Source organism: Micromonospora sp. NPDC051296 (assembly GCF_040682255.1).
Lineage (GTDB): Bacteria > Actinomycetota > Actinomycetes > Mycobacteriales > Micromonosporaceae > Micromonospora > Micromonospora craterilacus.
The window spans coordinates 1-23,387 of the sequence record NZ_JBFBAO010000069.1 but is presented as its reverse complement, the minus strand read 5'-3'; the positions used below and the strand labels follow the sequence as shown (position 1 = coordinate 23,387).

At 67.6% G+C, this 23,387-nt stretch carries 20 protein-coding genes and 1 rRNA gene; 8 read left to right on the top strand and 13 right to left on the bottom strand.

What is annotated here, in order from left to right:
- Positions 1–1,305, top strand: a 23S ribosomal RNA gene (locus AB0M52_RS10715); the annotation flags it as partial.
- 235 nt (positions 1,306–1,540) lie between these two features.
- On the opposite strand, the gene AB0M52_RS10710 is transcribed toward AB0M52_RS10715, so the two are convergent.
- Entirely contained in the window at positions 1,541–1,720 is a 180-nt protein-coding gene (locus AB0M52_RS10710) for a DUF397 domain-containing protein (RefSeq protein WP_363951710.1), read from the bottom strand.
- Positions 1,721–2,069: 349 nt separating this feature from the next.
- Here AB0M52_RS10710 and AB0M52_RS10705 point away from each other — a divergent pair, with 349 nt between their 5' ends.
- A complete protein-coding gene (locus AB0M52_RS10705) occupies positions 2,070–2,966 on the top strand; it encodes a DUF5753 domain-containing protein (protein ID WP_363951704.1) in 897 nt (298 codons plus the stop codon).
- Here the strand turns inward: AB0M52_RS10705 and AB0M52_RS10700 are convergent.
- Complete coding sequence (locus tag AB0M52_RS10700; RefSeq protein WP_363951701.1) at positions 2,963–3,349, bottom strand: hypothetical protein; 387 nt, start codon at positions 3,347–3,349, stop codon at positions 2,963–2,965. The genes AB0M52_RS10705 and AB0M52_RS10700 overlap by 4 nt on opposite strands.
- Before the next feature lie 1,188 nt (positions 3,350–4,537).
- Between AB0M52_RS10700 and AB0M52_RS10695 the strand changes: the two genes are divergently transcribed.
- Entirely contained in the window at positions 4,538–4,906 is a 369-nt protein-coding gene (locus AB0M52_RS10695; RefSeq protein WP_363951698.1) for a hypothetical protein, read from the top strand.
- Between the two features lie 30 nt (positions 4,907–4,936).
- Here the strand turns inward: AB0M52_RS10695 and AB0M52_RS10690 are convergent, their stop codons facing one another.
- The 10 genes from AB0M52_RS10690 to AB0M52_RS10645 all read right to left on the bottom strand — a co-directional run bounded on the left by AB0M52_RS10690 (position 4,937) and on the right by AB0M52_RS10645 (position 15,948).
- Complete coding sequence (locus AB0M52_RS10690; protein WP_363951696.1) at positions 4,937–7,285, bottom strand: site-specific integrase; 2,349 nt, start codon at positions 7,283–7,285, stop codon at positions 4,937–4,939.
- Positions 7,285–8,460, bottom strand: a complete 1,176-nt coding sequence (locus AB0M52_RS10685) for a tyrosine-type recombinase/integrase (protein WP_363951694.1) — start codon at positions 8,458–8,460, stop codon at positions 7,285–7,287. Before AB0M52_RS10685 ends, AB0M52_RS10690 begins: the two co-directional genes overlap by 1 nt.
- Complete coding sequence (locus AB0M52_RS10680; RefSeq protein WP_363951691.1) at positions 8,363–9,823, bottom strand: hypothetical protein; 1,461 nt, start codon at positions 9,821–9,823, stop codon at positions 8,363–8,365. Before AB0M52_RS10680 ends, AB0M52_RS10685 begins: the two co-directional genes overlap by 98 nt.
- Positions 9,820–10,515, bottom strand: a complete 696-nt coding sequence (locus AB0M52_RS10675) for a GGDEF domain-containing protein (RefSeq protein ID WP_363951689.1) — start codon at positions 10,513–10,515, stop codon at positions 9,820–9,822. The genes AB0M52_RS10680 and AB0M52_RS10675 overlap by 4 nt, the downstream gene beginning before the upstream one ends.
- Positions 10,516–10,718: 203 nt before the next feature.
- Positions 10,719–11,063, bottom strand: coding sequence for a hypothetical protein (locus tag AB0M52_RS10670; protein WP_363951686.1), 345 nt, complete (start codon positions 11,061–11,063; stop codon positions 10,719–10,721).
- Between the two features lie 681 nt (positions 11,064–11,744).
- Positions 11,745–12,137, bottom strand: a complete 393-nt coding sequence (locus tag AB0M52_RS10665) for a hypothetical protein (RefSeq protein WP_363951685.1) — start codon at positions 12,135–12,137, stop codon at positions 11,745–11,747.
- A 296-nt stretch (positions 12,138–12,433) separates the two neighbouring features.
- The gene (locus tag AB0M52_RS10660) at positions 12,434–12,895 is read right to left on the bottom strand and encodes a hypothetical protein (protein WP_363951683.1); all 462 of its coding nucleotides are present in this window, start codon (positions 12,893–12,895) and stop codon (positions 12,434–12,436) included.
- 323 nt (positions 12,896–13,218) lie between these two features.
- A complete protein-coding gene (locus AB0M52_RS10655; RefSeq protein ID WP_363951680.1) occupies positions 13,219–14,220 on the bottom strand; it encodes a DUF4192 domain-containing protein in 1,002 nt (333 codons plus the stop codon).
- Positions 14,221–14,579: 359 nt separating this feature from the next.
- Positions 14,580–15,446 carry a DNA methyltransferase gene (locus AB0M52_RS10650; RefSeq protein ID WP_363951677.1) on the bottom strand — a complete coding sequence of 289 codons (867 nt, stop codon included), beginning with the start codon at positions 15,444–15,446 and terminating at the stop codon, positions 14,580–14,582.
- Complete coding sequence (locus AB0M52_RS10645; RefSeq protein WP_363951674.1) at positions 15,439–15,948, bottom strand: hypothetical protein; 510 nt, start codon at positions 15,946–15,948, stop codon at positions 15,439–15,441. The genes AB0M52_RS10650 and AB0M52_RS10645 overlap by 8 nt, the downstream gene beginning before the upstream one ends.
- 346 nt (positions 15,949–16,294) lie before the next feature.
- Between AB0M52_RS10645 and AB0M52_RS10640 the strand changes: the two genes are divergently transcribed.
- Entirely contained in the window at positions 16,295–17,065 is a 771-nt protein-coding gene (locus AB0M52_RS10640; protein ID WP_363951671.1) for a hypothetical protein, read from the top strand.
- Here AB0M52_RS10640 and AB0M52_RS10635 read toward each other — a convergent pair.
- Positions 17,004–18,734, bottom strand: coding sequence for an ISL3 family transposase (locus AB0M52_RS10635; RefSeq protein WP_363951707.1), 1,731 nt, complete (start codon positions 18,732–18,734; stop codon positions 17,004–17,006). The genes AB0M52_RS10640 and AB0M52_RS10635 overlap by 62 nt on opposite strands.
- A gap of 192 nt (positions 18,735–18,926) precedes the next feature.
- Here AB0M52_RS10635 and AB0M52_RS10630 point away from each other — a divergent pair, with 192 nt between their 5' ends.
- From AB0M52_RS10630 to AB0M52_RS10615, 4 genes are all read left to right on the top strand, one after another.
- On the top strand, positions 18,927–19,286 hold the full coding sequence (locus tag AB0M52_RS10630) for a hypothetical protein (protein ID WP_363951668.1): 360 nt from the start codon (positions 18,927–18,929) through the stop codon (positions 19,284–19,286).
- 65 nt (positions 19,287–19,351) lie between these two features.
- Positions 19,352–19,834, top strand: coding sequence for a hypothetical protein (locus AB0M52_RS10625; protein ID WP_363951666.1), 483 nt, complete (start codon positions 19,352–19,354; stop codon positions 19,832–19,834).
- A 219-nt stretch (positions 19,835–20,053) separates the two neighbouring features.
- Positions 20,054–22,285, top strand: a complete 2,232-nt coding sequence (locus tag AB0M52_RS10620; protein WP_363951663.1) for a restriction endonuclease — start codon at positions 20,054–20,056, stop codon at positions 22,283–22,285.
- Positions 22,286–22,585: 300 nt separating this feature from the next.
- Positions 22,586–23,387, top strand: an 802-nt coding sequence (locus AB0M52_RS10615; RefSeq protein WP_363951660.1) for a transposase, incomplete at its 3' end; no start/stop codon positions are given.

Sequence of the window (23,387 nt, the reverse complement as noted above, 5' to 3'; positions counted from 1 at the left end):
GCGAGCGAAAGCGGATTGAGGCTAAACCGGTTGCGTGTGATACCTGTCAGGGGTTGCGTGGTCGGGGTTGTGGGACCCTGCGTGGTGGGCTGACAACCACCAAAGGAGTTACAAAGCCAGTGGTTAGCTGAATGGTCTGGAAAGGCCGACCGTAGACGGTGATAGTCCGGTAGGTGAAAGCTGCTGGTCTTCTGTGGGTGTTCCCGAGTAGCGGCGGACTCCTGAAATCTGCCGTGAATCTGCCAGGACCACCTGGTAAGCCTAAATACTTCCTGGTGACCGATAGCGGACGAGTACCGTGAGGGAATGGTGAAAAGTACCCCGGGAGGGGAGTGAAATAGTACCTGAAACCGTTCGCCTACAATCCGTCGGAGCCTTTAGGGGTGACGGCGTGCCTTTTGAAGAATGAGCCTGCGAGTTAGTGGCATGTGGCGAGGTTAACCCGTGTGGGGGAGCCGTAGCGAAAGCGAGTCTGAAGAGGGCGTTTGAGTCGCATGTTCTAGACCCGAAGCGGAGTGATCTAGCCATGGGCAGGCTGAAGCGCGGGTAAGACCGCGTGGAGGGCCGAACCCACCAACGTTGAAAAGTTGGGGGATGACCTGTGGTTAGGGGTGAAAGGCCAATCAAACTCCGTGATAGCTGGTTCTCCCCGAAATGCATTTAGGTGCAGCGTCGCGTGTTTCTTGCCGGAGGTAGAGCACTGGATGGTCTAGGGGGCCCACAAGCTTACCGAAATCAGCCAAACTCCGAATGCCGGTAAGTGAGAGCGCGGCAGTGAGACTGCGGGGGATAAGCTTCGTAGTCGAGAGGGAAACAGCCCAGATCACCAGCTAAGGCCCCTAAGCGTGTGCTAAGTGGAAAAGGATGTGGGGTCGCATAGACAACCAGGAGGTTGGCTTAGAAGCAGCCACCCTTTAAAGAGTGCGTAATAGCTCACTGGTCAAGTGGTTCCGCGCCGACAATGTAGCGGGGCTCAAGTACACCGCCGAAGCTGTGGCACTCACACGTGTACTTCGCGCAAGTCTTCGGGCTTGTGTGCAGGTGTGTGGGTGGGTAGGGGAGCGTCGTGCCGGGGGTGAAGCAGCGGGGTGACCCAGTTGTGGACGCGGCACGAGTGAGAATGCAGGCATGAGTAGCGAAAGAAGGGTGAGAAACCCTTCCGCCGGATGACCAAGGGTTCCAGGGCCAGCGACCGCCCGCGACGAGGCCATCTACCAACGACGGTATGAAAGTTTTGGCCCGTTCAGGAGCCGTGGACGGGTGCGTGATTTCCCTGTTCGCGGCGCGTTTCGCCGTGTCGCCTATACCGGCGGCGCGGTGTTCCGTAAGGTCCCATCAACAGGACGCGGGGCTCGGCGAGGGCCTGTTTCTGTGGCGCCTGCGAGGTCGCCGTCCACCAGTGCGGACTCGTGGTGAGGGGAGCTGTTGTTGTGCTGCGGCGTGTTGCCAAACCTCGGCGCCGCGAGGAGTGTCGGCAAGTCGACAGCGGCACCGAGGCTTCGGGGCAGTGTGTCTGGTGGCCTGACGAACCCGGCGGCCGTTAGGGCATCGACCGCAGGCTGTTCAGAGTACGAAGGAATGTTCGCCAGGAATCGTCGGTGAATGACAGGGCCGCGCCGGGATCGGTGGAGTTGCACACCTCGACGGTGTTTGGGTAGCGGGAGACATCGACGCAATGGTCTTGTTGGCACCGGGAACTGCGCCGCGTCCAAAGGGGCATGTTGGATGATCTTTCCATTGGTTCTCCTGCAGCTGGCGATCTGCGAATGGGGGCATTGTGAAGGGTGATGCGGCGCCGGCAACGAGGCTGACGCAGGTCGTCGACAGGTCGATGTTGGGCACCCGTCAGACTCGACCACTTTTTCACTTTCCGCCTCTGAGGGCGTCGCGCTATGTGAGCACGGTAGCAGGAAGGTGACCACTTCAGCCATGAATGTCTGGCTCTTTCACCCGATTCAGTGGCCGCAACCGTGGTCTGATAGCTTATTGCCCTCAGCCCTGAGCCGAAGGCCTACAGCGAATTGCGTCATGCAGGATTACCTTTTCGTTATGCCTTCTGCAATTGCTGAGTGGAGGGCGCGTACGTGACAACGATCGGGCATGGACCGACCACGAATCGCAGGCGGCTGCGCATTCGACTACGAGAGCTGCGGCTTGACCGCAGACTCTCACTGGAAGATGTGCGCCAAGAGATGGACTGGTCGTTGTCCAAGATCACACGAATCGAGAACGGCTCAGTCAGCATCGCCGTCAACGACCTTCGCGCACTGCTGGACTTCTACGAGGTGCGAGACGTCGAGCAGGTGCGAGACCTCCTCGGCCTGGCCCGGCTGGCGCGTCGACGTCACTGGGCGGCAGAGTTCCACAAATACATTTCGTCGCCCTACATGGACTTCCTCGGCTACGAGGACGACTCTAGGCGCATCAACCAGTATCACCCCTTTCTCATCCCCGGGCTGCTGCAAACCGAGCAATATGCCCGCCTAGTGGTGACCGCTGGGCCGCAGTACCGCGACGACAGCGAGGCGGCAGGCGCCCGCGTGCGGCTACGCCTCGCCCGCCAGGACCGCGTGTTCGCACCGACGCGTCGCCGGGACGTGCGCATCGTCCTCGACGAGCGTGCCCTCAAGTCCGTGGAAAGCCCACAGGTCATGCTCGACCAGGTCGACGCCATTGTCTCCCGGCTTCCCCAACTCGACCTCGTGGTGCTCAAGCAGGACACAGCTGCCAACTCCGCGCTGGTAGGACCCTTCTCCCTGCACGAGTTCAACTCGACCGATGATCCCGATGTGGTCTACCTCGACAACCAACCCGACGATGTCGCACTCGTCGAGGACGACCTGCTCGTCGCCGGCTACAAGAGCGCTTTCGACGACCTCTACCGGCAGGCAGCATCCGGCGACGACGCTGGGCACATTCTCGACACCATCGCGCGGACACTGCGTCGCCGGCTTTCCGCCGGCTAGCCCTCCCGGGAGTGACGCGGGCTGGGCACATCCATGCCTGGCCCCTGAGCACGCTGTCCATCCTGGGGGAACCACGCCGCCGCCTGATGAAGGGCTGCGATCGGCACCCGCACATCGGTGACGAACACGGACCGCCGCGCCGCCCTCCACTCGACCAGCAGCGCCAGCAGCCCGACCAGAGCGGCCACCCGCAGGTTGTCGACGTAGGCACCGACCAACACCGCAACCGCGACGACACCCCCTACCGATCCGTACCCCTCGCGAATGCCTGGCGGAGGTACCTGCCACCCGCCCAACCCAGCGCCGGCCACCGTCACCACGGTCACCTGCGCCAGGTCCGCCGTGGACGGGCTGCCCATCGTCACCGTGTCCGAACGCACCATCCGTGCGCTCCTCCTCTGCCATCGAAGGGTAAGCAAGATGCGAGGTGCATCTGCTCTTGGCAAGTTCTGATTCGCCCAGGGCGATCTGACGTATGCAATTTACGGCCTTCCGGCTCCACGGGCGACACCGACACGCGCACGGCGTGGAACTCTCCGCAACCAGTTGCCGTCCGGCAAGACGTCTCTCCGACCTTCCGACACTGCGTCGACCCCCGAGACACTCATCTACGGCTGCGACGCCATCAGCCATTGACTTGACCATGCGTCCCGCCGGTTGCGGCCTGCCCCGCACGCCCGGGCCAAGCAAGCCGCCTTGGTACGAGCGGACCGCAGCTCCGCCGGCTTGCCGGATGGCGACGACCACAGCCGAGCACATCCAGCGCGATCGGACCCCACCACTGCTACGAGCAGCGCGGCGTGGGCGGTTGGCGTCGGTACCGCAACGGGCTTGTTCGTTGCGATCCGCGAGGCCTTCCGGCGATGAGTTGCCCGAACGGCGCTCTCGGTAACCTCGGCGAATCTGCCAGCCACCCGGTACGGCGAGCCGTAGGCGGTGACCGCTTCCGAGTGGAAGACGGTGCCGCAGCTCCCCCGCTGCGCGGTGCTCTTGTCGCCGGGCGGACCCGCACAGCCGGGTCTCAACGCTCGGCGTGGTTGGTGCGCGGCCGGGCGCTGGCGATGAACGTGTCGAGCGCCGGCCCGTACAGCACACCGCCGGGCACCGGATCTCACGGCGCTCCGTCCTGCACCCTGGTCGGGGCAGCCATGATCGAGGAAGCCGAGGAGGGCGGATTTCGCTGGCATCTCCGGGTAGCTGCCGAGTGCGCTCGCCGGTATCGCGGTGGCGGGCGGCCTGCCCCCGCCACCGCGCCGACATCGACCGCTACTCGTGGCTTTCGGTACCAGGTGGTTGGCGCTTCCCGAGCATTCGTACGGTCGTGCTGAGCTTGATCGGTTTGTCCTCGGGCCCTTTTCTCCGCACCACGAAGATCATCTATTGAGTGCGGTATTTCTATAGCTTCGACGTGATCTGAGACGATGCTTATCGCTCGATCGGGGCGCGGTGCATTTGCCCGGGCGGGGCGCACTGGTCAGACTGACTGCGGTCATGGCGGACGGGAGGCCGGTGAGCGTGAGATCGCTGAGTACGGCACCGGTCCGCGGTGGTGCGGATCGTCAAGGGTTGGCATGACCGGCGACGAGGCGCCCCGTCCGCTCAGTGATGTCGAGCGGAGCGTCATTGAGCGCTTGCTTTCCGTGCCGTTTCCCGGGCGGGATGAGTTGCGCGCGCAGTTGCCATTCGTGACGGTGCGCCGCCGATGCGGCTGTGGCTGCGTAACGGTCGACCTTGCGGTGGACCGTGCCGCAGTACCTGCCTCTGTAGAGTCCAGTACGCCAGTGTCGGCCGACATCAGCGAGGGCGAGTTCTATGCCGGGATCGTGTTGATCGTCGACGGCGAGGGTTACCTGTCGTGCTTGGAGGCCTATGCGATCGGCGACGAACCCGTTCGGCAGTTCCCGCCCGTCGAACAGATCAATGCCCGCCCGCAGTGGTGAGCATCGACGTTCGGCCGGGCGGGAGGCAGATCAGCCGAGTGCGGTGGATCCCGATTCTCCGAGTTCGGTCTGCTGACGCAGCCGTTCGACCTGCTGTTTCTTTCCGCTGATGTGGCGCAGGCTCTCCTCCAGCGCGGCGACTTCACCGAGCCATTGCATGCGCCGGGCCTCGTCGAGCCGTTCGTGGGTGTTGGTCTCGATCTGCAGCAGGCGCGGCACCTGAGCAAGATCCAATCGAAGGACCGGGCATCGTATGCACGCGTGTTCGTGCTGGCAGGGCGTTCCATAGGGGCGCTCGCAGGTGCCGAGGGCGACCTTGCGGAGCTGGAAGTGGTCGCGGAACTCGGCCCATTCGGCGTTGGTGGGTTCGCGGTACTCGTCTCGGGGACGGCGGCCGCGTCCTTGGTCGATGAACGTGCGGTAGTGGCGGATGACCTCCTCGGGATAGACGGCTACATATCCTTGCGTGGTATTTAGGTCGAGATGTCCGAGTAGCTTGGCGGCGATGTGGATCGGGAGACCGCTGTTGACGGTCTCCGTGGCGAAGACCCTTCGGAAGTCGTGGGCGGAAAAGCTGATCGGTGAGCCGTCGACGTCGGTGAGTGCGGCCTGTTTGGCGAGCTTCTTGAACAGCTGGTTGAAGTAGGTGGGCGAGATGACGCCGAGCCGGCCCAGGGAGACGCGCTGGAACAGGTGCGGCAGCGGCGGCCCGAAGCGCCGGTCGTGGAAGTCGTAGCGCTGCAGCAGCGGCACCCGACCCTCCGGGCCTTTGATCCGGCGGATGATGCGAGCCAGCACCGCGACCAGGTCCGGGTCGGCCGGGATGACTCGCTCGTGGTCGGTCTTGGACGGGCTGATCTGGATCAGGGGCACCAGGTCACCGGTCGGGGCCTGGTACTGGCGAAGGCTCAAGTGGGTCAGCTCAAGCATCTCCTCGATGCGGGCGCCGGTGCGGCGCAACACCTCGACCGCGGCCCAGACCCAGAACGCCTGATCTTCCTCCACGGCGGCGTCGAATCGAGGGCCTTCGGGTTCGATCGGACGCACGAGCAGGGCCGTGGGCTGCCAGTACTTGTTGGGCTTACCGGTGCGCAGGTACCGGGTGCCGTCGACGGTGAACTGTTCGCCCGGCGCGGTGGCGCGGGTGGCGGTCAAGATCCGGGCGGCCCGGTCCAGTTGGCGCTCGGCGGCGGTGACGACCCGGGGCAGCAGCGGAGCCAGAGTGCGGGTGCGTTCATGCATACGGGCCTGGCGGCGGCGCTTCTCTTTGACGGTGCCCCGCAGGTCCGCCGCGGTGATCGGGCACGGCGCCGACCAGGCCGCCCACAGCTCGGGCTGTTCCATGGCCCAGTGCTGCAGGTCGAGGTAGAACGCCCGCACGGCGAGCAGCATGACCTCGTAGTGCAGCCGGGTGCTGCCGTCGGGCAGCACCCGGATGCGCTGCTTCCAGGCGTGGATCGCCTCCGGCGGCAGCCGCAGGGAGTCGATGCCGGGATGGTGGCGTTCCAGGTCGGCCCAGAAGTGCTCGGACAGGATCTGCGACAGGGTGGCCAGGGAGTTGTAGTCCAGCGCGGGCGCCCGTTCGGCCAGGTAGTGCACCAGCACGTCACGCATCGGCCGGTAGGCGATCGGGTACCGGTCGACCAGCTCGGCGACGGTGAGCTGGCCGCGGGCGCTGGCCTGCTTGAACGTCGGTGGCGCGTCGGCGAGCCCGCCGACGGCGCGGAGTAGGTCGTAGGCGAACGGCAGCGCGGTGGTGTACCTGCCGCTCGCGGTGCGTGCGGCGGCGTACCCGGTCAGGTCCGCCACACTCAGTTCGCGCAGATCCTTGCCGGTGACGATCACCATCCGGGTGAGGGTGGTCAACGCCTCGCGGGCGTGCATCGGGGCGCCGCCGCGCTGTGCGGCGAGGCCTTCCACCTCGGCGAACACGTCGCTCTGGTGCCGCCGCCGGTAGGAGTCGTAGATGTGCTGCGGCCGGTTGCCGAACAACCACAGGTAGGAGGGCCGGATGACCCCCAGCACGATCAACACACCGGCACCGGTGAAGTACTTCCACCGGTTCGGCCCGGCGAACTCCTCGGGCACCCAGCCCGGCGGCTTCGGGTCGCCGCCGAGCAGCCAGCGTTGCTGCCACGTGTCGGCGGGCAGAGTCTGCAGCCACTGCAGGACCCAGCGGCTGGCCAGCTGCTTGTTGCGGCGCACCCGGGTGGCCTCCGGGGCCGACAACGTGAGGCTCTCGCCGACCACGTCCTCGATCTCCGCCCGGTCCCATGGGTTCGGCAGCGGTGGTGGCGCCGGTATCGGGGCGGGCGCGGTGAGGATGCCGGGATCGCGGCGGCTGACCGGGGTGCGCAGCGTGGTGCCGTAGCCGGGCATCACTGGCCTCCGAACACGTCGGCGAGGTCGGCCGGATCGTATTGCCAGCCCGAGGTCGGCTCCGGGGTCGGCGCGGGACGGGTGTAGTGCTCGTGCACCCGGGCGATCACTTCGTCGATACGTGGGCGCAGGTACCGGCCGGTGGTCGTGATCTGCCGGTGCCGCATCACCTGCTGGGCGTCGACCAGGCTGATGTTCGGGTCGCCGATCAGGCGCAGGCACAGCGTGTGCCGCAGATCGTGAACGGTGACGTTGGCGCCGATCTGGTCGTTGATGCGCCGCAGGACCGCCCGCAGCGCGGTATAGGTCAACGGCCGGAACGGACGCCGACGGGTCCACCACAGCGCCTCGTGCGGCTCGGGCCGATGACCGTCCTGGGCCAGCTCGCCGAGGTAGAGGGAGAGCCAGGCGAACGCTTCCGGTGAGGCGGGACAGGTCTGCTTGGCCCCGCCCATGCCCTTGCCCCGTACGAAGATCTGCCCGTTGCCGGGATGCGCGTCCGCCACGGTCATCGACAGCAACTCGGCGGCCCGGGCGCCGCTGGACAGGAACATACTGAACAACGCCCGGTCCCGGTTGCAGTCCACGGCGGCGAACAGGTCGTCGAGGACATCGTCGGGCACCGCCCGCGGCTGCAGATCGGGCTGCTTCTGCCGGTAGGGGCCCCGCCGGCCCTCCGCGTACGGCTCCATCGGATTGTGATGGGCGAAGACCCGGCCACCGCGATGCTGCCGCGGCGGCACCGGCGAGATCACCGGGCCGGTGCCCTCACGGACATGGAAGTCGTAGAACTCGGCCAGCACCGACACCGCATGGTTGATCGTCGTCGGCGCGTAGCCCGCACGCAGGTACGCCTTGCCGGTACGCGGATTCACCGAGCCCGGCACGGGCGCGTCCGGGCGCCGCCGATCCCGGGCCGGGTTGTGGCAGGTTCGCAGCCACAGCACGAAGTCACGGACCTCGCTGCGCTGAGCCCGCCGCCACCCGACGTCGACCGCGGCGAGGAACCGGAACCAGCGCAGCAGGTCGTAGCCGTACGAGCGGCACGACGCCGGGCTCGACCCACACGCCAGCAGATCACGCAGGAACGCACTGACCGGCCCGACCGGTACTCCGGCGCTGTCCTCCACGACCCACGGCAGCACCGGGTCGTCGGTGGCCCGGACGCTGCCCACCCTGGGGACCACGAGCGCCGCGATGTCTCGCGGGCTCGCCACGTTGTGCGGATCCATGACCAACACTCCTCCCGAGATCGATTCGGGTGAGCGTCGGCGTCACCATCGCCGTATTGATGAATGACACGCCGGTAGTGCGGTCAATAGATATCAGGAAGGGCTCGATGTCGATCTTCTTGCGGAGGCGTCTTCCTGGCCCGTACGCCTGGTTGCGTTCGTGGCCGGACACCCAGTAGCGGTAGTCGGGCTTCGCGCGGCTGCGCTCACCCTCCCCTGCTGCCGGCTCGGCTGGTGGAGTGGTGGTGGGTGGCTTGATCCGCACGAGGCGAACGTCGGGTGCGGGCCGCTGGTGTCGTCGGTAGGCCTTGGCAACCGCCTTGGGTAGTTTCGCCGGGGTGGCTTCGGCCATCTGTTGGTTCATCAGCAGCCAGGTGGTGATGAGCGGGCCGACTGGATGACTGCCGTCGATGATCGCGCCGGTGGTGATGTGTCCGGTGTGGATGGGGATCAGCCAGCCGATGTCGTGCCGCAGTGCAGGCATCAGGCCCTCGGCGAGGCCGGCGCCGACACTGCGGTAGCAGAGGATGTGCCAGCCGTCGGCGTGTGGTGTCCAGGAGACGGCGGCGACCTGTCCGCTGTCGCCGACGGGTTGTGGCCAGGCGACCAGCCCGCTGGGTGTGGGGGTGATCCGGTCGGTCACGGGTGCTGGTGGCTGGTCGCGGGTGACCTCGGTGATCAGTGCGGTGAATTCCTGGTTGATCCAGTACAGCGGGGAGCGGTCGAGATGGTCGGCCAGGGATTGGCGGGCGTCTCGGGTGTTGAGCAGGTCGGGTAGGTCTGCGGGGCCGCGGAGGAGTCCGGTGAGTCGGTCGCGGACCTTGGGAAGCATGTCCGGGCCGAGTTTGGCTGGTGGCCAGTCGGTGGTGGTGAGCAGGGTGCGGCCTTCCCGGGTGTAGACGATCGCCCGGTGGACCATGTTCAGGATCGTGTGTCGCGGGTCAGAAGGGTGCCAGCCCATGAGGGCGGCGCTGGCGGCGGTGAGGGTGTCGGGGTTGTCGGCTTCGATGAGTTGGGCGCAGCGGAGGCAGACGTGCCAGTGGGTGTTGTAGGTCTGGATGACGTCGCGGGTGCCGCCGATGCCTTGGGCTTCGAGTTCGGCGGTGCGGTAGTTCCAGACCGGTTGGGCGGCGCTGCAGATGTGGCAGCGGTCGTAGACGTTGCCGATGAGGTGGGCGGGTACGGGGACGGGCTGGTGCCGGTCGGTTTCACTGACCGGGTGCCGGTAGAGGACCTGGTCGCCGTGGTGGTGTTCGGTGAGGCCGTAGCCGCAGGTGGCGCAGGCGATGAGGGTGCCGAGGTTCACGCGCCCCTCCCCTGGTCGCTCAGGCGGAAGTCGCGCGGGCGGGGCCCGCGGCGGGGAGTGCGGGTCGGCATGGTCATGCCGGGCGTGTAGGCGGCGTGCTGGTTCCCGCCGCCGTTCTTGGCGTGGTACATCGCGACGTCGGCGCGGTGCAGCGCGATGTCACCGAAGGCGTCGGTGCTGTCGACGACGGCGACGCCGATGCTCGCGGTGACATCGACCTTGGCTATGTCGTCATCGGCCTCCAGGCGGGCGGGTTCGGCGATGACGGCGACGAGGACGGCGGCGATGCGGGCGATGTCGTGGTCGCGGACCGGGAGCAGGGCGGCGTACTCGTCGCCGGAGAGCCGGGCGGCGACACCGCCGTACAGGGCGGCGACCTCTTCGACGCGGTCGGCGATCTCGATGAGGAGTTGGTCGCCGGTGTCGTGGCCGTGGGTGTCGTTGACGGCTTTGAACGAGTCGAGGTCGATGAGGGCGACGAGGATCGGCTGGGGGGTTTCGGCGAGGGTGGTGTGGGCGGCGAGCAGTCCGGCGCGGTTGAGTAGTCCGGTGAGCGGGTCGTGGACGAGTTGCCAGGCGGCGTCGGTGAGCGCGGCGCGCAGGCGCCGCAGTTCGACGCCGACGTAGCAGGCCCAGGCGGCGAGGACGGCCGCCACGGCGGTGGTGGCGATCACGGCCAGGGTGGTGAACACTGGGGTCCTCCATTCGGTTGGAGAACCCGGGACGCAGACGTTGCTAGGCGGCGCGTCCCGGGTCCAGATGCGACGACGGCCCGCCTTCTGGCGGGCCGTTTCTCGTGCTTGATCCCCCGCCGTGGGGCGGGCGCTGCGGACGGAGCCCGGCGTTCCTCCGGGGGAACGGCGCCGCCCGCTCGGTCAGGTGTTCGTGGCCGGCGTTACTGCTTGTTCGGGCTGGCCGGGTGGTGCGTGGTGGTGGTCCGCCAGGGCCAGAGGTAGGCGCCGAGGCTGTACCGTCCGGCGGCGTCCGGGTAGACGCGGTCGGCCTCGACGCGGCGGGTGATGTCGCCGTCGTCGGCTTCGAAGCAGATGACGACGGTGTCGCCGTCCCAGGTGATGATCGGGTGCTCGCCGGGCATGTCGCCGATCCAGAGGCGGTCGAGGTCGTCGGCGATCTGGCGGGCGGTCGGGTGGTCGAAGCGGGCCAGGACGCCGCCGAGGGCGGTGTAGTCGTCGGCGACCAGGGCGGGGTATTCCAGCTCGAACACCGCGTGCGCGGTCACGGTCGCGGGTGTCCAGGTGGCGTCGGGTGGGGGCGACGTCCTCGCAATGGTCGAGGACTTGAAGGCCGGCGGCGGTGTGCAGGGCGGTGGGGTTGAGGGCGAGCCAGTGCCCGCCATCGGCGCCGTCGTGCAGCAGCGTGGTCAGGGATATCCGGTTGGGGTCGCGGTAGGCGCGGTTCAGGCGCAGGAACCCGGCGGCACGGTCGGGCTGACCGGGTGTTCCGAGGGTGCCGGTGGGGGTGTGCCGCCAGGTGCGGGCCTGGACTCGGCGTGGGCTGCCGTCGTGGTCGTACCAGAGCGGTACGCCGTTGGAGCCGATCCAGTCGCCCGACGGGTCGCAGTCCCAGACCAGCGCCGGCCGGGTGGCGGCTTTGGCGAGGACCTGCTGGCCGGTGATCCGGTGCTCTGGGGCGGCGAGGGCGTGCGCGGCCAGGGGCAGCACTTCGTCGAGGCGCCACCACAGGCGCTTCGGCGGGGTTGGCATAGCGAACTCCTTCTGGCAGAAGGACCCGGGACGCGCACCTTGGAGGCGCGGGTCCCGGGTCTTCAAATGGCGACGGCCCGCCTTGTGGCGGGCCGCTTGTCGTGCTTGATGCCCGTGAAAAGCGGGCGGCGCAGTGCGGGGTTGGGGTCCCTCGGGTACCGGCGGGGCTCGGTCAGCCGCGTCGGTGTGCTTGCCGGTCAGTCGGCGGTGGCCTGCGCCTGTGTGCGACGGTGGTGGGCCGGCAGCGTCGGCAGGTCACGTACGAGGTGATGGGCCAGCCAGAGGCGCGCGGTGGGCAGGACGATGACGTAGGTCGCGCCGACGCGTCCGGCGTGTCCCCAGACCTTGGTGTGGGGCGGGTTCACCGACGCGACGACGACCAGGCCGCGACAGGACAGTGGGCGGCGGACGCGGGCGACGAGGTCGGTGCCGATGATGATCAGCGGCCGGTGGCGGGCGTGGCGCCGACCCGCAGGGACGGAGTCGGCGTACTCGAGTTCGTAGCCGGCCTGTTGTTCGACGGTGCGCAGTTCGTCGCGTAGCAGGCGGCTGCCGGTGATGGCGATGGCGGGGAACCATCTGGCGGGCATGAGGAACCTCCACTGGTGTCGGGCCCGGTCGACGTGGTGAGCCGGGCGAGGTTGCGGGGTCGGTGGACGCCGAGCCGGTACACCGGTCAGGTAGCCGGGCCGGCGCTGCGGCCAGTGCCGGGCTTGGTGCAGGGGCGGCGGATGGGGCCGAGGCCGGGTGGTATGTGGGGTGGAATCCGGGCCCTGATGGTGCGCGGGGTCGCGCGGACGGCCGGGCGTCGGCTGGGTGATGCGGGTTGACCGGCAGGCGCGTGTCCGCGGACGGATCACGCGCCTGCCGGTAGGTGGCGGGGGACCTACTGGATTACGGTCCGCAGGATCAGGTGGGCGTCCTTGAGGTGACCGGCGGAGATCTCGCCACCGGCGCCGGCGGTGCTGAGGCTGTCGGTCAGGGCTTGCACGGCGGAGTCAGGCGCGGCGGCGAGGCCGGTGAAGGTGCGGCCGTTGACGTGTTCGGCGATTCGCTGGACGGTCTGGGTGAGGTGGGCCTGGATGAGGTTGAGCCCACACAGCAGCCGGGCCAGTTCGGTCAGGTCGTGGGTGCCGGCGGCGTGTGTCATGGTGTCGCCGAGCTGCTCGACGGCCAGCAGAATCGCGTGGGTCGCGGCGACCGTCCTGGCCGGGCCGAAGATCGACTCGTCGCCGAACAGGTGGGCGAGTTGGCCGATGACGGTCTGGTCGTTGTTGCTGAGGTGGGGTGCGTCGGGGAGCTGGGCGAACCAGTCGGTGCCAGACAGGTACCAGCCGGGCTTGAGCATGTCGTCCTCCGCAGGACAGCAAGAAGGCGGCCACCGGGTGGTGGCCGCCTGAAGGGATGGGAGATGCCGCGCCCCGTCTGGGCGAGGGCGTGGGATTGTGGTGCCAAATCCGAGGCTGGCGACGGCCGACCGCATGCGGTGGGCGCAGTGCCGTCGCGCGAGACGTCAGATCAGGGGCACATCAGGGGCAGGAGAACCTGCGGGGTGGCCGCGCCGGATGTCTCGCCGGCGGAGCTCGCCGGGTCCGGTCGTCGGGCAGAACCTCACGGTCGCCGAGGGGGCGTTCGGTGTCAGGGGTGCCTGTCGGAGCGTTACGCAGCGGGCTAGGTCGAAGGGGTAGTTCGGGCTGCGGCGGTGGCCTGCTCGAACGTGGATGGCGGGAGTCCGGCGTGCAGCGCCCGCTGCAGCAGGTCGGCGAGCTGGTAGTCGGGATCGATCTGGAGGGCGTGTTCTGCTGCCGTGGCGGCCAGGGCGCCGTCACCGCAGCGCCAGGCGGTGACGGCGAGCAGGGTTGCCGGTGCCGGCGAGAGCGGTTCGTGGGCGCGGCGGGTGACGTCGGCCCAGAACGTGACGTGCTCGTCGTGCGGCTGGGTGAGGTTCACGGCAAGGTCCCGTACCGACGCCCGCGTCAGGAGCAGGGTGAGCCAGGCAACCTCGTCGTCGGTGAGACGCCTGTCGGGGTGACGCAGCGCGTCGCGGACCGCGTGCGCGCCGGCCTCGTCGACGGCAGCCGGGCCGGCGGCGACCACTGCCTCCAGTCGGGCGAGGGCACCTTCGGTGGCGCGGCGCATGGCGTCGCGGGCGGCGCCGGTAACGGGCGCGAACCGGGCGGCTACGGCTGCGCGGTCCGGTAGCGCGACCAGTCCGGCGGCGGTTGCCTGCACGGCGAGCAGTGATGCGGTCGGGTCGAACGGAACTCCCTCGGGTGGGCAGCAGACTGGGTCGTCGCAGGTGAGGTTGACCACCCGGGTACCGGTGACCCGCAGCACTTCCCGGACGGTCATGTCGCCGGTGGTGCACGCCTCGTCGAAGACGCGTACTGCCGGGTCCACATGGTCGGCCTGCCCGTAGCCGATGATCATGAGATCGGTGATCGGCTGCTGCCGCCGCACGACGGGCACCAGCTGGGCGGCGAGGTCGAGAACCAGTTGGGTGGGAGCGCCGGGGGCGGGCAGGTCACTGCGGGCGGCGAAGACGATCCGGCCGTTCCTGGTGACGATGACCACGATGCTGCCGTCGTCGGGACGGAAACCGAGAAGGTACGGCACAGCGGCCACCAGGTCGGCCGGGGAACGAACGGACAGCGGATTGTCCGAGAACGACACGACGATCTCCAATGTAGTTGTTGGTGCGGGCAAAGGGCGGGAACTCGGTGGGCGGGGACGAACCGCGTGCCAGCCGCACCGGCTGGGTGCGGCGCATCGCCTACCTGCAGGCGGGCTCGACTTTGGCGGTCACCGTGACCGGTCGCAGGTGAGGCGAACGGGCGCAGGCGATGAGTGCTGCGGCCTGAGGCGGGCGGGCGGCGGCCGACCGGGAAGGTGGGCGCGATGCCGCCGCGAGCGCGTCAGATCAGCACAAAGAAAGAGAGAAGAGCCTTCAGGCTAACCGCGTCGCTGCCGGTGTGGCGGAGCTGTCAGGTCCGGCCATCTGACAAGCCCTGACAGCCCCCGCTCACCTGCTGTCAGCTGACAACGGCCCTGGACTTTTGGCCTCGCCTCAGGACCAGCACGTCCTCGTGCGCCACGAGGTGCACGGGGATGCCGTCGTCCCTGGACCTGCGTACGGCCAGGAGACCGAACATGTTGGCCCGGTGCACGATCTGTCCGTCGCGGACGGCGGCGAGCATCGCCGCGCATCGCTGCACCGGGACCAGCCCCACCGACCGGGCGACAGCCAGCAACTGGCCGGGCAGGTCGATCAAGTCGTCGCGCTGGCGTCGGACGGGTCGGCAGGTGATGACCACGGTCCCGCCGGGACGCAGCAGCGGGTAGCTGGCGGACAGGATCGCCGCGAAGCCGTCGAGCAAGCGGGACCAGCCGCCGTAGGCGAGGTTGCCGCGTTCCCGGTCCCCGTACAGGTGGTTCCGCTTGCGTACCCCGGTACTCGTCACCCGTACGAGACCGTGGGTCCCGTGCCCGTATGGCGGCGAGGTGAGCACGAGTCCCACCTGGCCCACCGCCGACGCCGGCACCAGATCGAGAAGGCGGGTGGCATCGCCGGTGGATACCTGCGCCGTGCCGGCCGCGCCCTGTGACGCGGCGAGCGCGACGTTGGCCTCAGCCAAGGCGGTGAACCGGGGTTCGATGTCGATGCCGATCGCCTGGCGGCCGAGGTGCATGGCCTCCACGAGGGTGGTGCCGGACCCGCACATCGGGTCGAACACCAGATCCCCGGGCGCGGTGTACGAGCTGATCGCGTGCGCGGCGAGATTCGGCAGCATCTTGCCCGGATGGCTCGATGTCTGCGGCACGTAGCGGCCTCGCCGCTGATCCCGGGCCGGCTGCTGGCAGGTCAGCCACACCGAGGTAATCGGCAGATCGTCAGCCATTGGCACCGCCGGTTTCCGTCGTGCTGCGGGTCAGGATGAGTACGTCGGTGTGGATGTCGAGTTGGGTGCGCTGGCCAGGGCGGGGCGGCCGGTCGGCCGCCACGACGTGCTGCAGGTACGCCAGCCCGGCCCGCTTCGCGGCGATGACGATGTCGACCGGTAGGACGAGGTCACCGTGCGGCAGCAGCACCGCTACGCAGCCGCCCGGCACGAGGCCGGCGCGGCAGCGGGCGAAGAACTCGCCCGGCGACATCGCGTCATCGAGGGGCCAGCCGGTGACGATCAGCGTCGCCGGCTCCCGACCCCAGCCGAGCTGCCGGGGCGCGTCCAGGTGGCTGCGGCGGTGCGCCGCGATGACCGCGCGGGCCAGCTGCGGCCCCACAGCCAGGTCGATGACCAGATCGGACGGGTGGGTGAGGTTGTGGACCAGCCGCACGCCCATCGCGTTGGACATGGTCTCGCCCCCGGCGGGGGCGGGGATCGGCCAGACGGTGATCGGCACGGGCGGGTCACCAGCCACCACATCCCCGACAGGGATGGGTGCGCGGCGCGGTTCTCTGTCGGTCATAGGCACGGTGGCCCCCGGACCGGCGGGCGTACTGACATTCCCAGGGCCGCGTTGACAGGCCAATCGAACCCACCCCCGGCCTGACAGAACCCGTCACCCCGGCGACCTGACAGCCCACCCGGCGGGCGTACGGGCCGCCCTCAGGGCGCAGAACCTGACAGGACAGTCACGACCTGTCCGGGTCTGACAATCGGTTGTGGTGTCAGGTCGGGCTGTCCCAATCGATGGCCTCGAAGCCGTCGCACCAGGCGACAGGCTCCCTGCCGAGGGGGACATCACCATGGCAACAACCACCCGAAGCCGGACGGCCGACACGGCGCTGACCACCGCCGAGACCGCGTTCGCGCTGCTGACCTGCGAGCCCACGCCGCTGGTGTTCGACGCACGCCCGGTGCCGGGCCTGCCCGACACGACCATGCCGCTGGACGAACTGGGCACGCTGGTCAAGTTCGAGCGCTACGACAGCACCACCACCGACGAGCTGTGGCGGCAACTCGCCCACCACGCCCGCGAATGGGGACCCGCCTGGGTCGTCGGCGCCATCGGCGTCGCACTCCCGGCGTTGACGCACCTCGCGGCGAAGATCAGCCGCGGGCACGTCCGGCACGCCGAGGATGTGGACTCCGAGGTCCTCGCCGGGTTCCTGGATGCGCTGCGTACCGCCGACCTCGCCGCGCCTCGGTTGTGGCTGCGGCTGTGCTGGGCCGCCTGGCGCGCAGGCACCTCTGTTGTCACCGCCGACGAAGGCGAGGAGTTGCCGCTGGACCTGGGCAGCGGATCACGGTCGCCGAGGATGCCCTACGGGCACCCCGACCTGTTGCTGGGCCGGGCGGTCGCCGCCGGTCTGATCACCGCCGACGCCGCCGAGCTGATCAGCGCGACCCGGTTCGGTGACGCGCTGATCGAGCACCTAGCCGCCGAACAGGGCCTGACCCCAGGAGCCCTACGGATGCGCCGCCGCCGCGCCGAGCGCGTCGTCGCCGCCGCCATCACACGAGGGGACCTCTCCAGCCCGGCACCCTCCAGCGGCGAGAGCACCGCCGCAGCCTGACGACACCCTGCTCCATCCGAACGACGAGGCCGTCCCGGTACCCGGGGCGGCCTCGTCGCGCCGCAGGTACCGGTTGTCGGCGTACGGGTTCCAGTGCAGACTCAGGTACGCCAGACGGGCTCTGTCGCTGATCTTGTGACGATGCCTCACGTTTGAAGCAGGATCCGTTTGCGGAGTAGGTCGAAGTTGCCCGACCGTAGCCGAGGCGTTTGATCAGCTTGGCCCTGGTGTTCTGCCCTTCGACCTGGCCGGAGCTCCAGGACGTGGAGAGGCCGGCGAGGACGGCGTGGTAGTCGGTTCGCAGTCCGTTTGCGAACTGCCGCAGGTGCGGCAGGTCGTCCGCCTGGACGTTGTCGATCCACTCGGACAGATGCTGTTTGCCGGTGAGATTGGTCAGCATCTTGGCGAAGGCGCGCACATGCTGGCCGGCGGCGGTCAAGTGTGGGCATGCCGCTTGGACGTCGTGCAGGTTGCCGGTCTGCTCGGGTGGTAGCCGGTCGGGATGCGTGAGCAGCAGGGTCGCCACGGAGCGGGGAGCCGGGATCGGACGCGGTGCAGGTGGGGCGGTCACGCCGCGTTTGAGCAGGTGTACGTAGAGATTGACCGTACTGGCGCTACCGGTGTAGCCCTGTTCGCGGACTTCTCGATACAGCTGCACGGCGTTGTGCTGCCCGTGGGCGAACCGCTCGCAGAGGTAGGGCTTGAACGCGTCCAGCACGGAGCGGCGGTGGATCGCCGGCGCGATGAGCTCGTCGAGGCTCGCGGCGCGGGCGTAGCGGCGCACCGCGTAGTAGTCCAGCTGCAGGTCGCGGCTGATGCCTCGCAGCGAACGGCCGGCCGCGACGAGTTCCTGCACGGCCTGATACCGCTCGGTGGTGCGGGCCGCCAGCACGCGTGGCCTACCACGGACATCGAGGTGCGCATCCGGCAACGACGGCGGCGAAGTCTCCACCGGTGGCTGCGCCGCGGCGAACGCGGCCTTGACACAGCCGTGGTGCGCGGCGACGGTCTTGTCCACCGCTTCGCACAGGTTGTTCCACAGATGCCACCGATCGGCGACCTGCACTGCTTGCGGAGCACCGGCCCGAGCGGCCTCGGCGTAGGCCCGGCCGCGGTCACGGCACACCACTTCGACCTCAGGATGTTTCGCCAGCCACGCCGCGACCGGCCCGGCTTCGCGTCCCTCAAGCACCTCGACCGGTCGACGGGTCTCCAGGTCCACGACGATCGTGGCGTAGACGTGGCGGCGGCGCAGCGCGAAGTCGTCGATACCCACGACCCGCACCTCACCGACCGACGGCTCCGGAAGCACACGGACCAGTCGCAGCAGGGTGTCCTTGGCCACCGGCAGACCCAACCGTCGAGCGAGCCGCGCCGCCGGCCGGGCCGCGAGGGCGACCGCGACCTGCACCAACTGCTGCTGCAGCACGGGCGTCCGCCGTCCGTGCGGCTGAGTCAAACCTGGCACCTGCTCGACGAACGTCACCGCAGGACACACCTGAGACACGCACTTGAACCGCCGGACCAACAGATCGATCACCACGGCACAGCCACCGAGCGCGGCGTCGGCAAGCCGACGCCGATACGTGCCGTGCGTACGCACCGACGTCATGCTGCACTGCGGGCAACGACTCCCACGCGTCCTCGACCGCGCCCGCAACACGATCATCGCGGCCGATCGCTCAACCGCTTCGATGACGACGCTGGACAGATGCGGAAGCACCCTAACTAATGTGGACAGCACCGCGAGGATCTTGGCGCTTACTCCAGGCCGTCACAAGATCAGCGACAGAGCCCGTCTGGCGTACCTGGCTCTGCACTGGAACCCGTACGCCGACAGCATCCGTGCAAGGATCTTCCGGTGGTCATGGAGCCGGTCCCCAGCTACGAGGACCTGATCTGGTTGTTCGAGGCGGAGCCGGTCTATCGGTACGCGGACGACGAGCGCGAGGCCGGCTACCAGTTCGACTGGCGAGAGCTGTGGCCCTACACGGCAATGACGTTCCGAACTACCCGAGCCGGCTACGACGTAGAGATGTACATCGAGCCGGGATACGAGGTCGTTCGGCTACGGTTGCGGACCGCATCCGACGGAGTCGAGCTGCTCGACCTGGATCTGCGTGCCGTTCAGGTGTCGGGGTCGAACGGATCCATGGTCGCGAGCTGCTACGGGTCGATTTCCCGGACGACTCGCTGGCTTCCACTCTGTGGCTACGGATGAAGCCCGACGTCGCGCTGCACTGGTCGTATGGCCCGGCAAGTTGACGTGGCTGCGCGGAGAGCGACATGAGCGTGCAGTGGATCATCGTGGCGGATCGCGACGCCTTGGCCTTCTTCATCGCCGTCTGCGGGTGCTTGGCGTCGCAGACCAGCGGGATGCATGATGCGGTTATGCCAGGTCAGGTTGAGACGGCTATTCGGGCTCGGGTTGGGGCGGGTACGCGCCTCCCAACGCCGACCGGTCGCGCCACCTTCGTGGTTGACGAGGTTTCCTCAGCCGGGTTGGTCTTGCTCTTCGGGAACAAGCAGACTCGAACGGTCTTCAGCTGGTCCTGCCTTGAGGGCATCCCGGGGTACCTGCACGGACGCGGCTGGGTTCGGGTCGGGGCGAACCGTGATGTTCACGGCAACCAAGGCACATTGGACGGGTATCTCAAGACATTCGTCAAACGACAAACAGCGGACTATGTGGCCGTAGTCCTGGAGCGCGCTGGAGTCGTCGATCTGGATCGAGAACGTCCCGCACGGGTGCGGCTGCGGAGGACGTGACCACCGTCGGGCGGTGGTCGCCGCTCAGGGCATTCCGTACAGATAGTGACGAGTGCTCGGGTAAACGCCGCGCGCTGTCGGCGGCAGATAAGTGCACTGGATCTTGCCGCCGGTCTGCAGCGAGTGATGTAGGGTTGACGGCCGGCACAGGCACGTCTGGAACGTTGGCGAGCACGATCACTGCGGAAGTGCATCCGCTTGACCGACGGGGGGCGGTTGGTGGACGACATCGACATCACGCGGCTCAGCGCCTTCGACTTCGAGGTGTTGTGTGCCGATCTCTTCGGCGAGATCCTCGGTGCGCGCTTGGAGGTGTTCGCGCCGGGCGCGGACCGCGGCATCGACCTGAGGCACATGTCGGCCCGCGGCGACGTCATCGTCCAATGCAAGCACTATTCCAGGAGCGGCCGATCGGCGCTACTCAGTCACATGGAGAAAATCGAAGCCGCGAAGGTCCGGGCCCTCAAACCGGCTCAGTACATCCTGGCGACGTCGGCCGGCCTCACTGTTCATGCCAAAGAGGAACTGGTCGAGAAACTGTCACCGTACCTGGCCAAGAGCGACATCTACGGGATCGACGAGATCGTCGTCGAGCTCCGCAAACGGCCTCAACTGGTGGAACGGCACATCCGGCTTTGGTTGTCAGGAACGGCGGTCCTGCGGGCCGTCCTCAACAAGACGACGCTGACCCGGACCTCCCGGCTCCTTAGGAACCTCGACAAGACGTTGGAGGTTTTCGCGCCGCATCCCGGCCTCAACGAGGCGCAACGCCTGCTCGAAGCACGAGGAGTGTGCGTCATTTCGGGCATGCCGGGCATCGGGAAGACCACGCTTGCGCAGGTTCTCTGCGCATCCTACGTCCGTGCCGGTTACGACTTGTACGACATCTCGGCTGACGCGAATGAGGTCAACGCCGTTTGGGATGACGACGCCCGCCAAGTCTTCTTTTGCGACGATTTCCTGGGCCGGTCCGCCTTCGGTGACAAGCTTGGCAGGAACGCGGATGCGCGCCTGGTAGATGTCCTCAAGCAGGTCGAATTGAGCGAGAACAAGCGGATGGTCTTGACCACCAGGGGATATATCCTGGAGCAGGCGCGGCAGGTGTCCGAACCGCTGGAAAGATATGCTTTCGACAGGCACTCCTTCGTCTTGGATCTTGCCGATCATCAGTTCGCCACCAGGGCGGCGATCCTATACAACCAGGTATATTTCTCTCGTCTAGCCGATGATCCCAAGGCCGCATTCGCCTCGCCGGACGTTTACCTCGACGTCATCCGCGATCCGAACTTCAACCCTCGTGTCATCGAGGACACGCTCACGATCGCTGCCCAGGATGGCCTAACGGCGTCGGCCGCAGTGGAAGTGCTGAGGCACAACCTGAACGATCCGGATGAGGTGTGGCGGCCGATCTTCCGGAACCAGTTGACCAGCCATGCCGGTGAGGTAATGGAGATTCTGCTTCTCCTCGGCGACGGTGTCACGTCGGACGACCTTTTCCGCGCGTGGCATGCGTATTCGAACAGCCCGGCCCGGGAGGTCCATCAACCGGCTATGGAGGACGCGCTAAGAATCCTCGATAGGACGATGATTCAGATGTACGGTGGCAGCCCATGCCGCGTCTACTTCAGCAACCCCTCCGTGGAGGACTACCTGAGGAAGCATGTAGAGAAGGCGCCGGCGACGGTTGCCCGCCTCATCCGAACGGCGCCGTTCTTCGAGCAGATCGAACGAGCCTGGTTGTACGCGCGGGAAAGTCCGACGCTTAGAAGGATGCTCGCCGATCACCTACAGGATCTGGCGGCCGCGGTGAAGCGGACGTATGATGCCGAGCCGGTCGACTGCCGTGATCTGAACGTTCTTCACCGCGTCAACGTCACTCTTGCCATTGCGGACGCCTTCGCCGTCGCGGAGCTCTACACCTTCGCAGAGGAAAAGCTCCGAAACGTCGATCTGACCGACGACATCGACGATTTGGCCGAGGCGGTCGAGTCGTCGGTGCTCTGCAACCGATCGCCGTCAAAGGTGCTGCGTCAGGTCGCCGCGCGGCTCTCCCAGAGAATTGCCGCGGAGGTTACCGAGGATCTGCCGGACTGGTCATCGGTAGAGCGTGCCGTCGCTTTCCTGGAACAACTGCACGGCCTACCGGGGCACGAGGCTCTCGCAACGGCGGAAGCCGCACGGGAGGCGACTGCTCGCGCCACGATCGACGCCATCGGCTCCGCCGGGCTCGGTCGGATCAGTGGCGTCAGCCTGCGGGAACTGGCCGACATCATCGACTACGCCGACCAGTGGGACCATTTTTCCCCGTACATGGACGACGTACGTCAATCGCTGGCAATTGTCGAGATGGAGGAAGCCCGGGAATCCGAGCTCGCCGACTACTACAGCGGCGACGCCGAAAACGAGGAGTTGGCTGATCGGATGTTTTCCCTCCTGCGCGACGTCGGCTGACCGCATCAGTGGAGACTGCCGCTGGCGTGCTCTCATCGGCTACTTGTTTCATTGACCTGCGACCGTGGCCGGGCCAGGCTTCGGTCGAGGCGCCCGGGTTGTCGCTCGCTTTTCGGCTGCCCACGCTGGTCGTGTGGCTCTCATTTGGCCTGCGCGGCCCGGGCGTCGCCTCAGGGCGGGGAGAGGCTCAAGAGGGGTGTGCTCGGCTCGAAGTAGCGTTGCCCTCCCGGCTCGACAATCCAGGTGGATCGAGCATCGGAGGACGCGGTGACTGTGATATCGGATCGTGTGGTGATCGGGATGGACCCGCACAAGCGTTCCGCCACGATCGAGGTGATGGCCGGCGACGAGACCGTCGTCGGTGGCGGCAGGTTCGACACCGACCGCGGCGGCTACGCGGCGATGAGGACCTACGCCAGGCGGTGGCCGGACCGGGTGTGGGCGATCGAGGGCTGCCAAGGGATAGGCCGGCACATCGCCGCTCGGCTGCTGGCCGATGGCGAGCAGGTCGTCGATGTCCCGCCGAAGTTGTCTGCCAGGGCGCGGGTGTTCGCCACCGGGCAGGGCCGCAAGACCGACGCCACCGACGCGCACTCCATCGCGTTGGTCGGCACCCGTATGGCCGGGCTGCGCCCGGTGGTCAATGACGAGCAGCTGGCGCTGTTGCGGATTCTGGTCGACCGGCGCCGGTCTCTCGGTGAGGATCACACCCGGATGGTGTCTCAGCTGCACCAACTGCTCCTCGAACTGATTCCGGGCGGGGCGAAGAAGAGCCTGTCCGCCGCGCAGGCCAAGGCGTTGCTGGCCACGGTCCGGCCTCGTGACGTGGTCGGCAAGGCCCGACGGCGGGTCGCCGCGGAGCTGATCGCCGACCTCGAACGAATCTACCGACGCTCCAAAGAAGCCGACAAGGAACTCAAGGACCTGGTCGCGTCGACCGGCACCAGCTTGATGGACCTGCACGGCATCGGACCCTCCGGCGCCGCCCGGCTGCTGGTCGAGGTCGCCGACATCACCCGCTTCCCGAATCGGGCCCACTTCGCCTCCTGGAACGGCACCGCCCCCATCGACGCGTCCTCCGGCGAGCAGGTCCGCCACAGGC

Coding starts and splice junctions, on each gene's coding strand:
- AB0M52_RS10695 (WP_363951698.1), top strand. CDS start 4,538: ATGACCGGCGACGAGGCGCCCCGTCCGCTCAGTGATGTCGAGCGGAGC.
- AB0M52_RS10650 (WP_363951677.1), bottom strand. CDS start 15,446: ATGGCTGACGATCTGCCGATTACCTCGGTGTGGCTGACCTGCCAGCAG.
- AB0M52_RS10690 (WP_363951696.1), bottom strand. CDS start 7,285: ATGCCCGGCTACGGCACCACGCTGCGCACCCCGGTCAGCCGCCGCGAT.
- AB0M52_RS10665 (WP_363951685.1), bottom strand. CDS start 12,137: ATGCCCGCCAGATGGTTCCCCGCCATCGCCATCACCGGCAGCCGCCTG.
- AB0M52_RS10710 (WP_363951710.1), bottom strand. CDS start 1,720: ATGCCCCTTTGGACGCGGCGCAGTTCCCGGTGCCAACAAGACCATTGC.
- AB0M52_RS10700 (WP_363951701.1), bottom strand. CDS start 3,349: ATGGTGCGTTCGGACACGGTGACGATGGGCAGCCCGTCCACGGCGGAC.
- AB0M52_RS10625 (WP_363951666.1), top strand. CDS start 19,352: ATGAGCGTGCAGTGGATCATCGTGGCGGATCGCGACGCCTTGGCCTTC.
- AB0M52_RS10640 (WP_363951671.1), top strand. CDS start 16,295: ATGGCAACAACCACCCGAAGCCGGACGGCCGACACGGCGCTGACCACC.
- AB0M52_RS10635 (WP_363951707.1), bottom strand. CDS start 18,734: ATGATCGTGTTGCGGGCGCGGTCGAGGACGCGTGGGAGTCGTTGCCCG.
- AB0M52_RS10660 (WP_363951683.1), bottom strand. CDS start 12,895: ATGCTCAAGCCCGGCTGGTACCTGTCTGGCACCGACTGGTTCGCCCAG.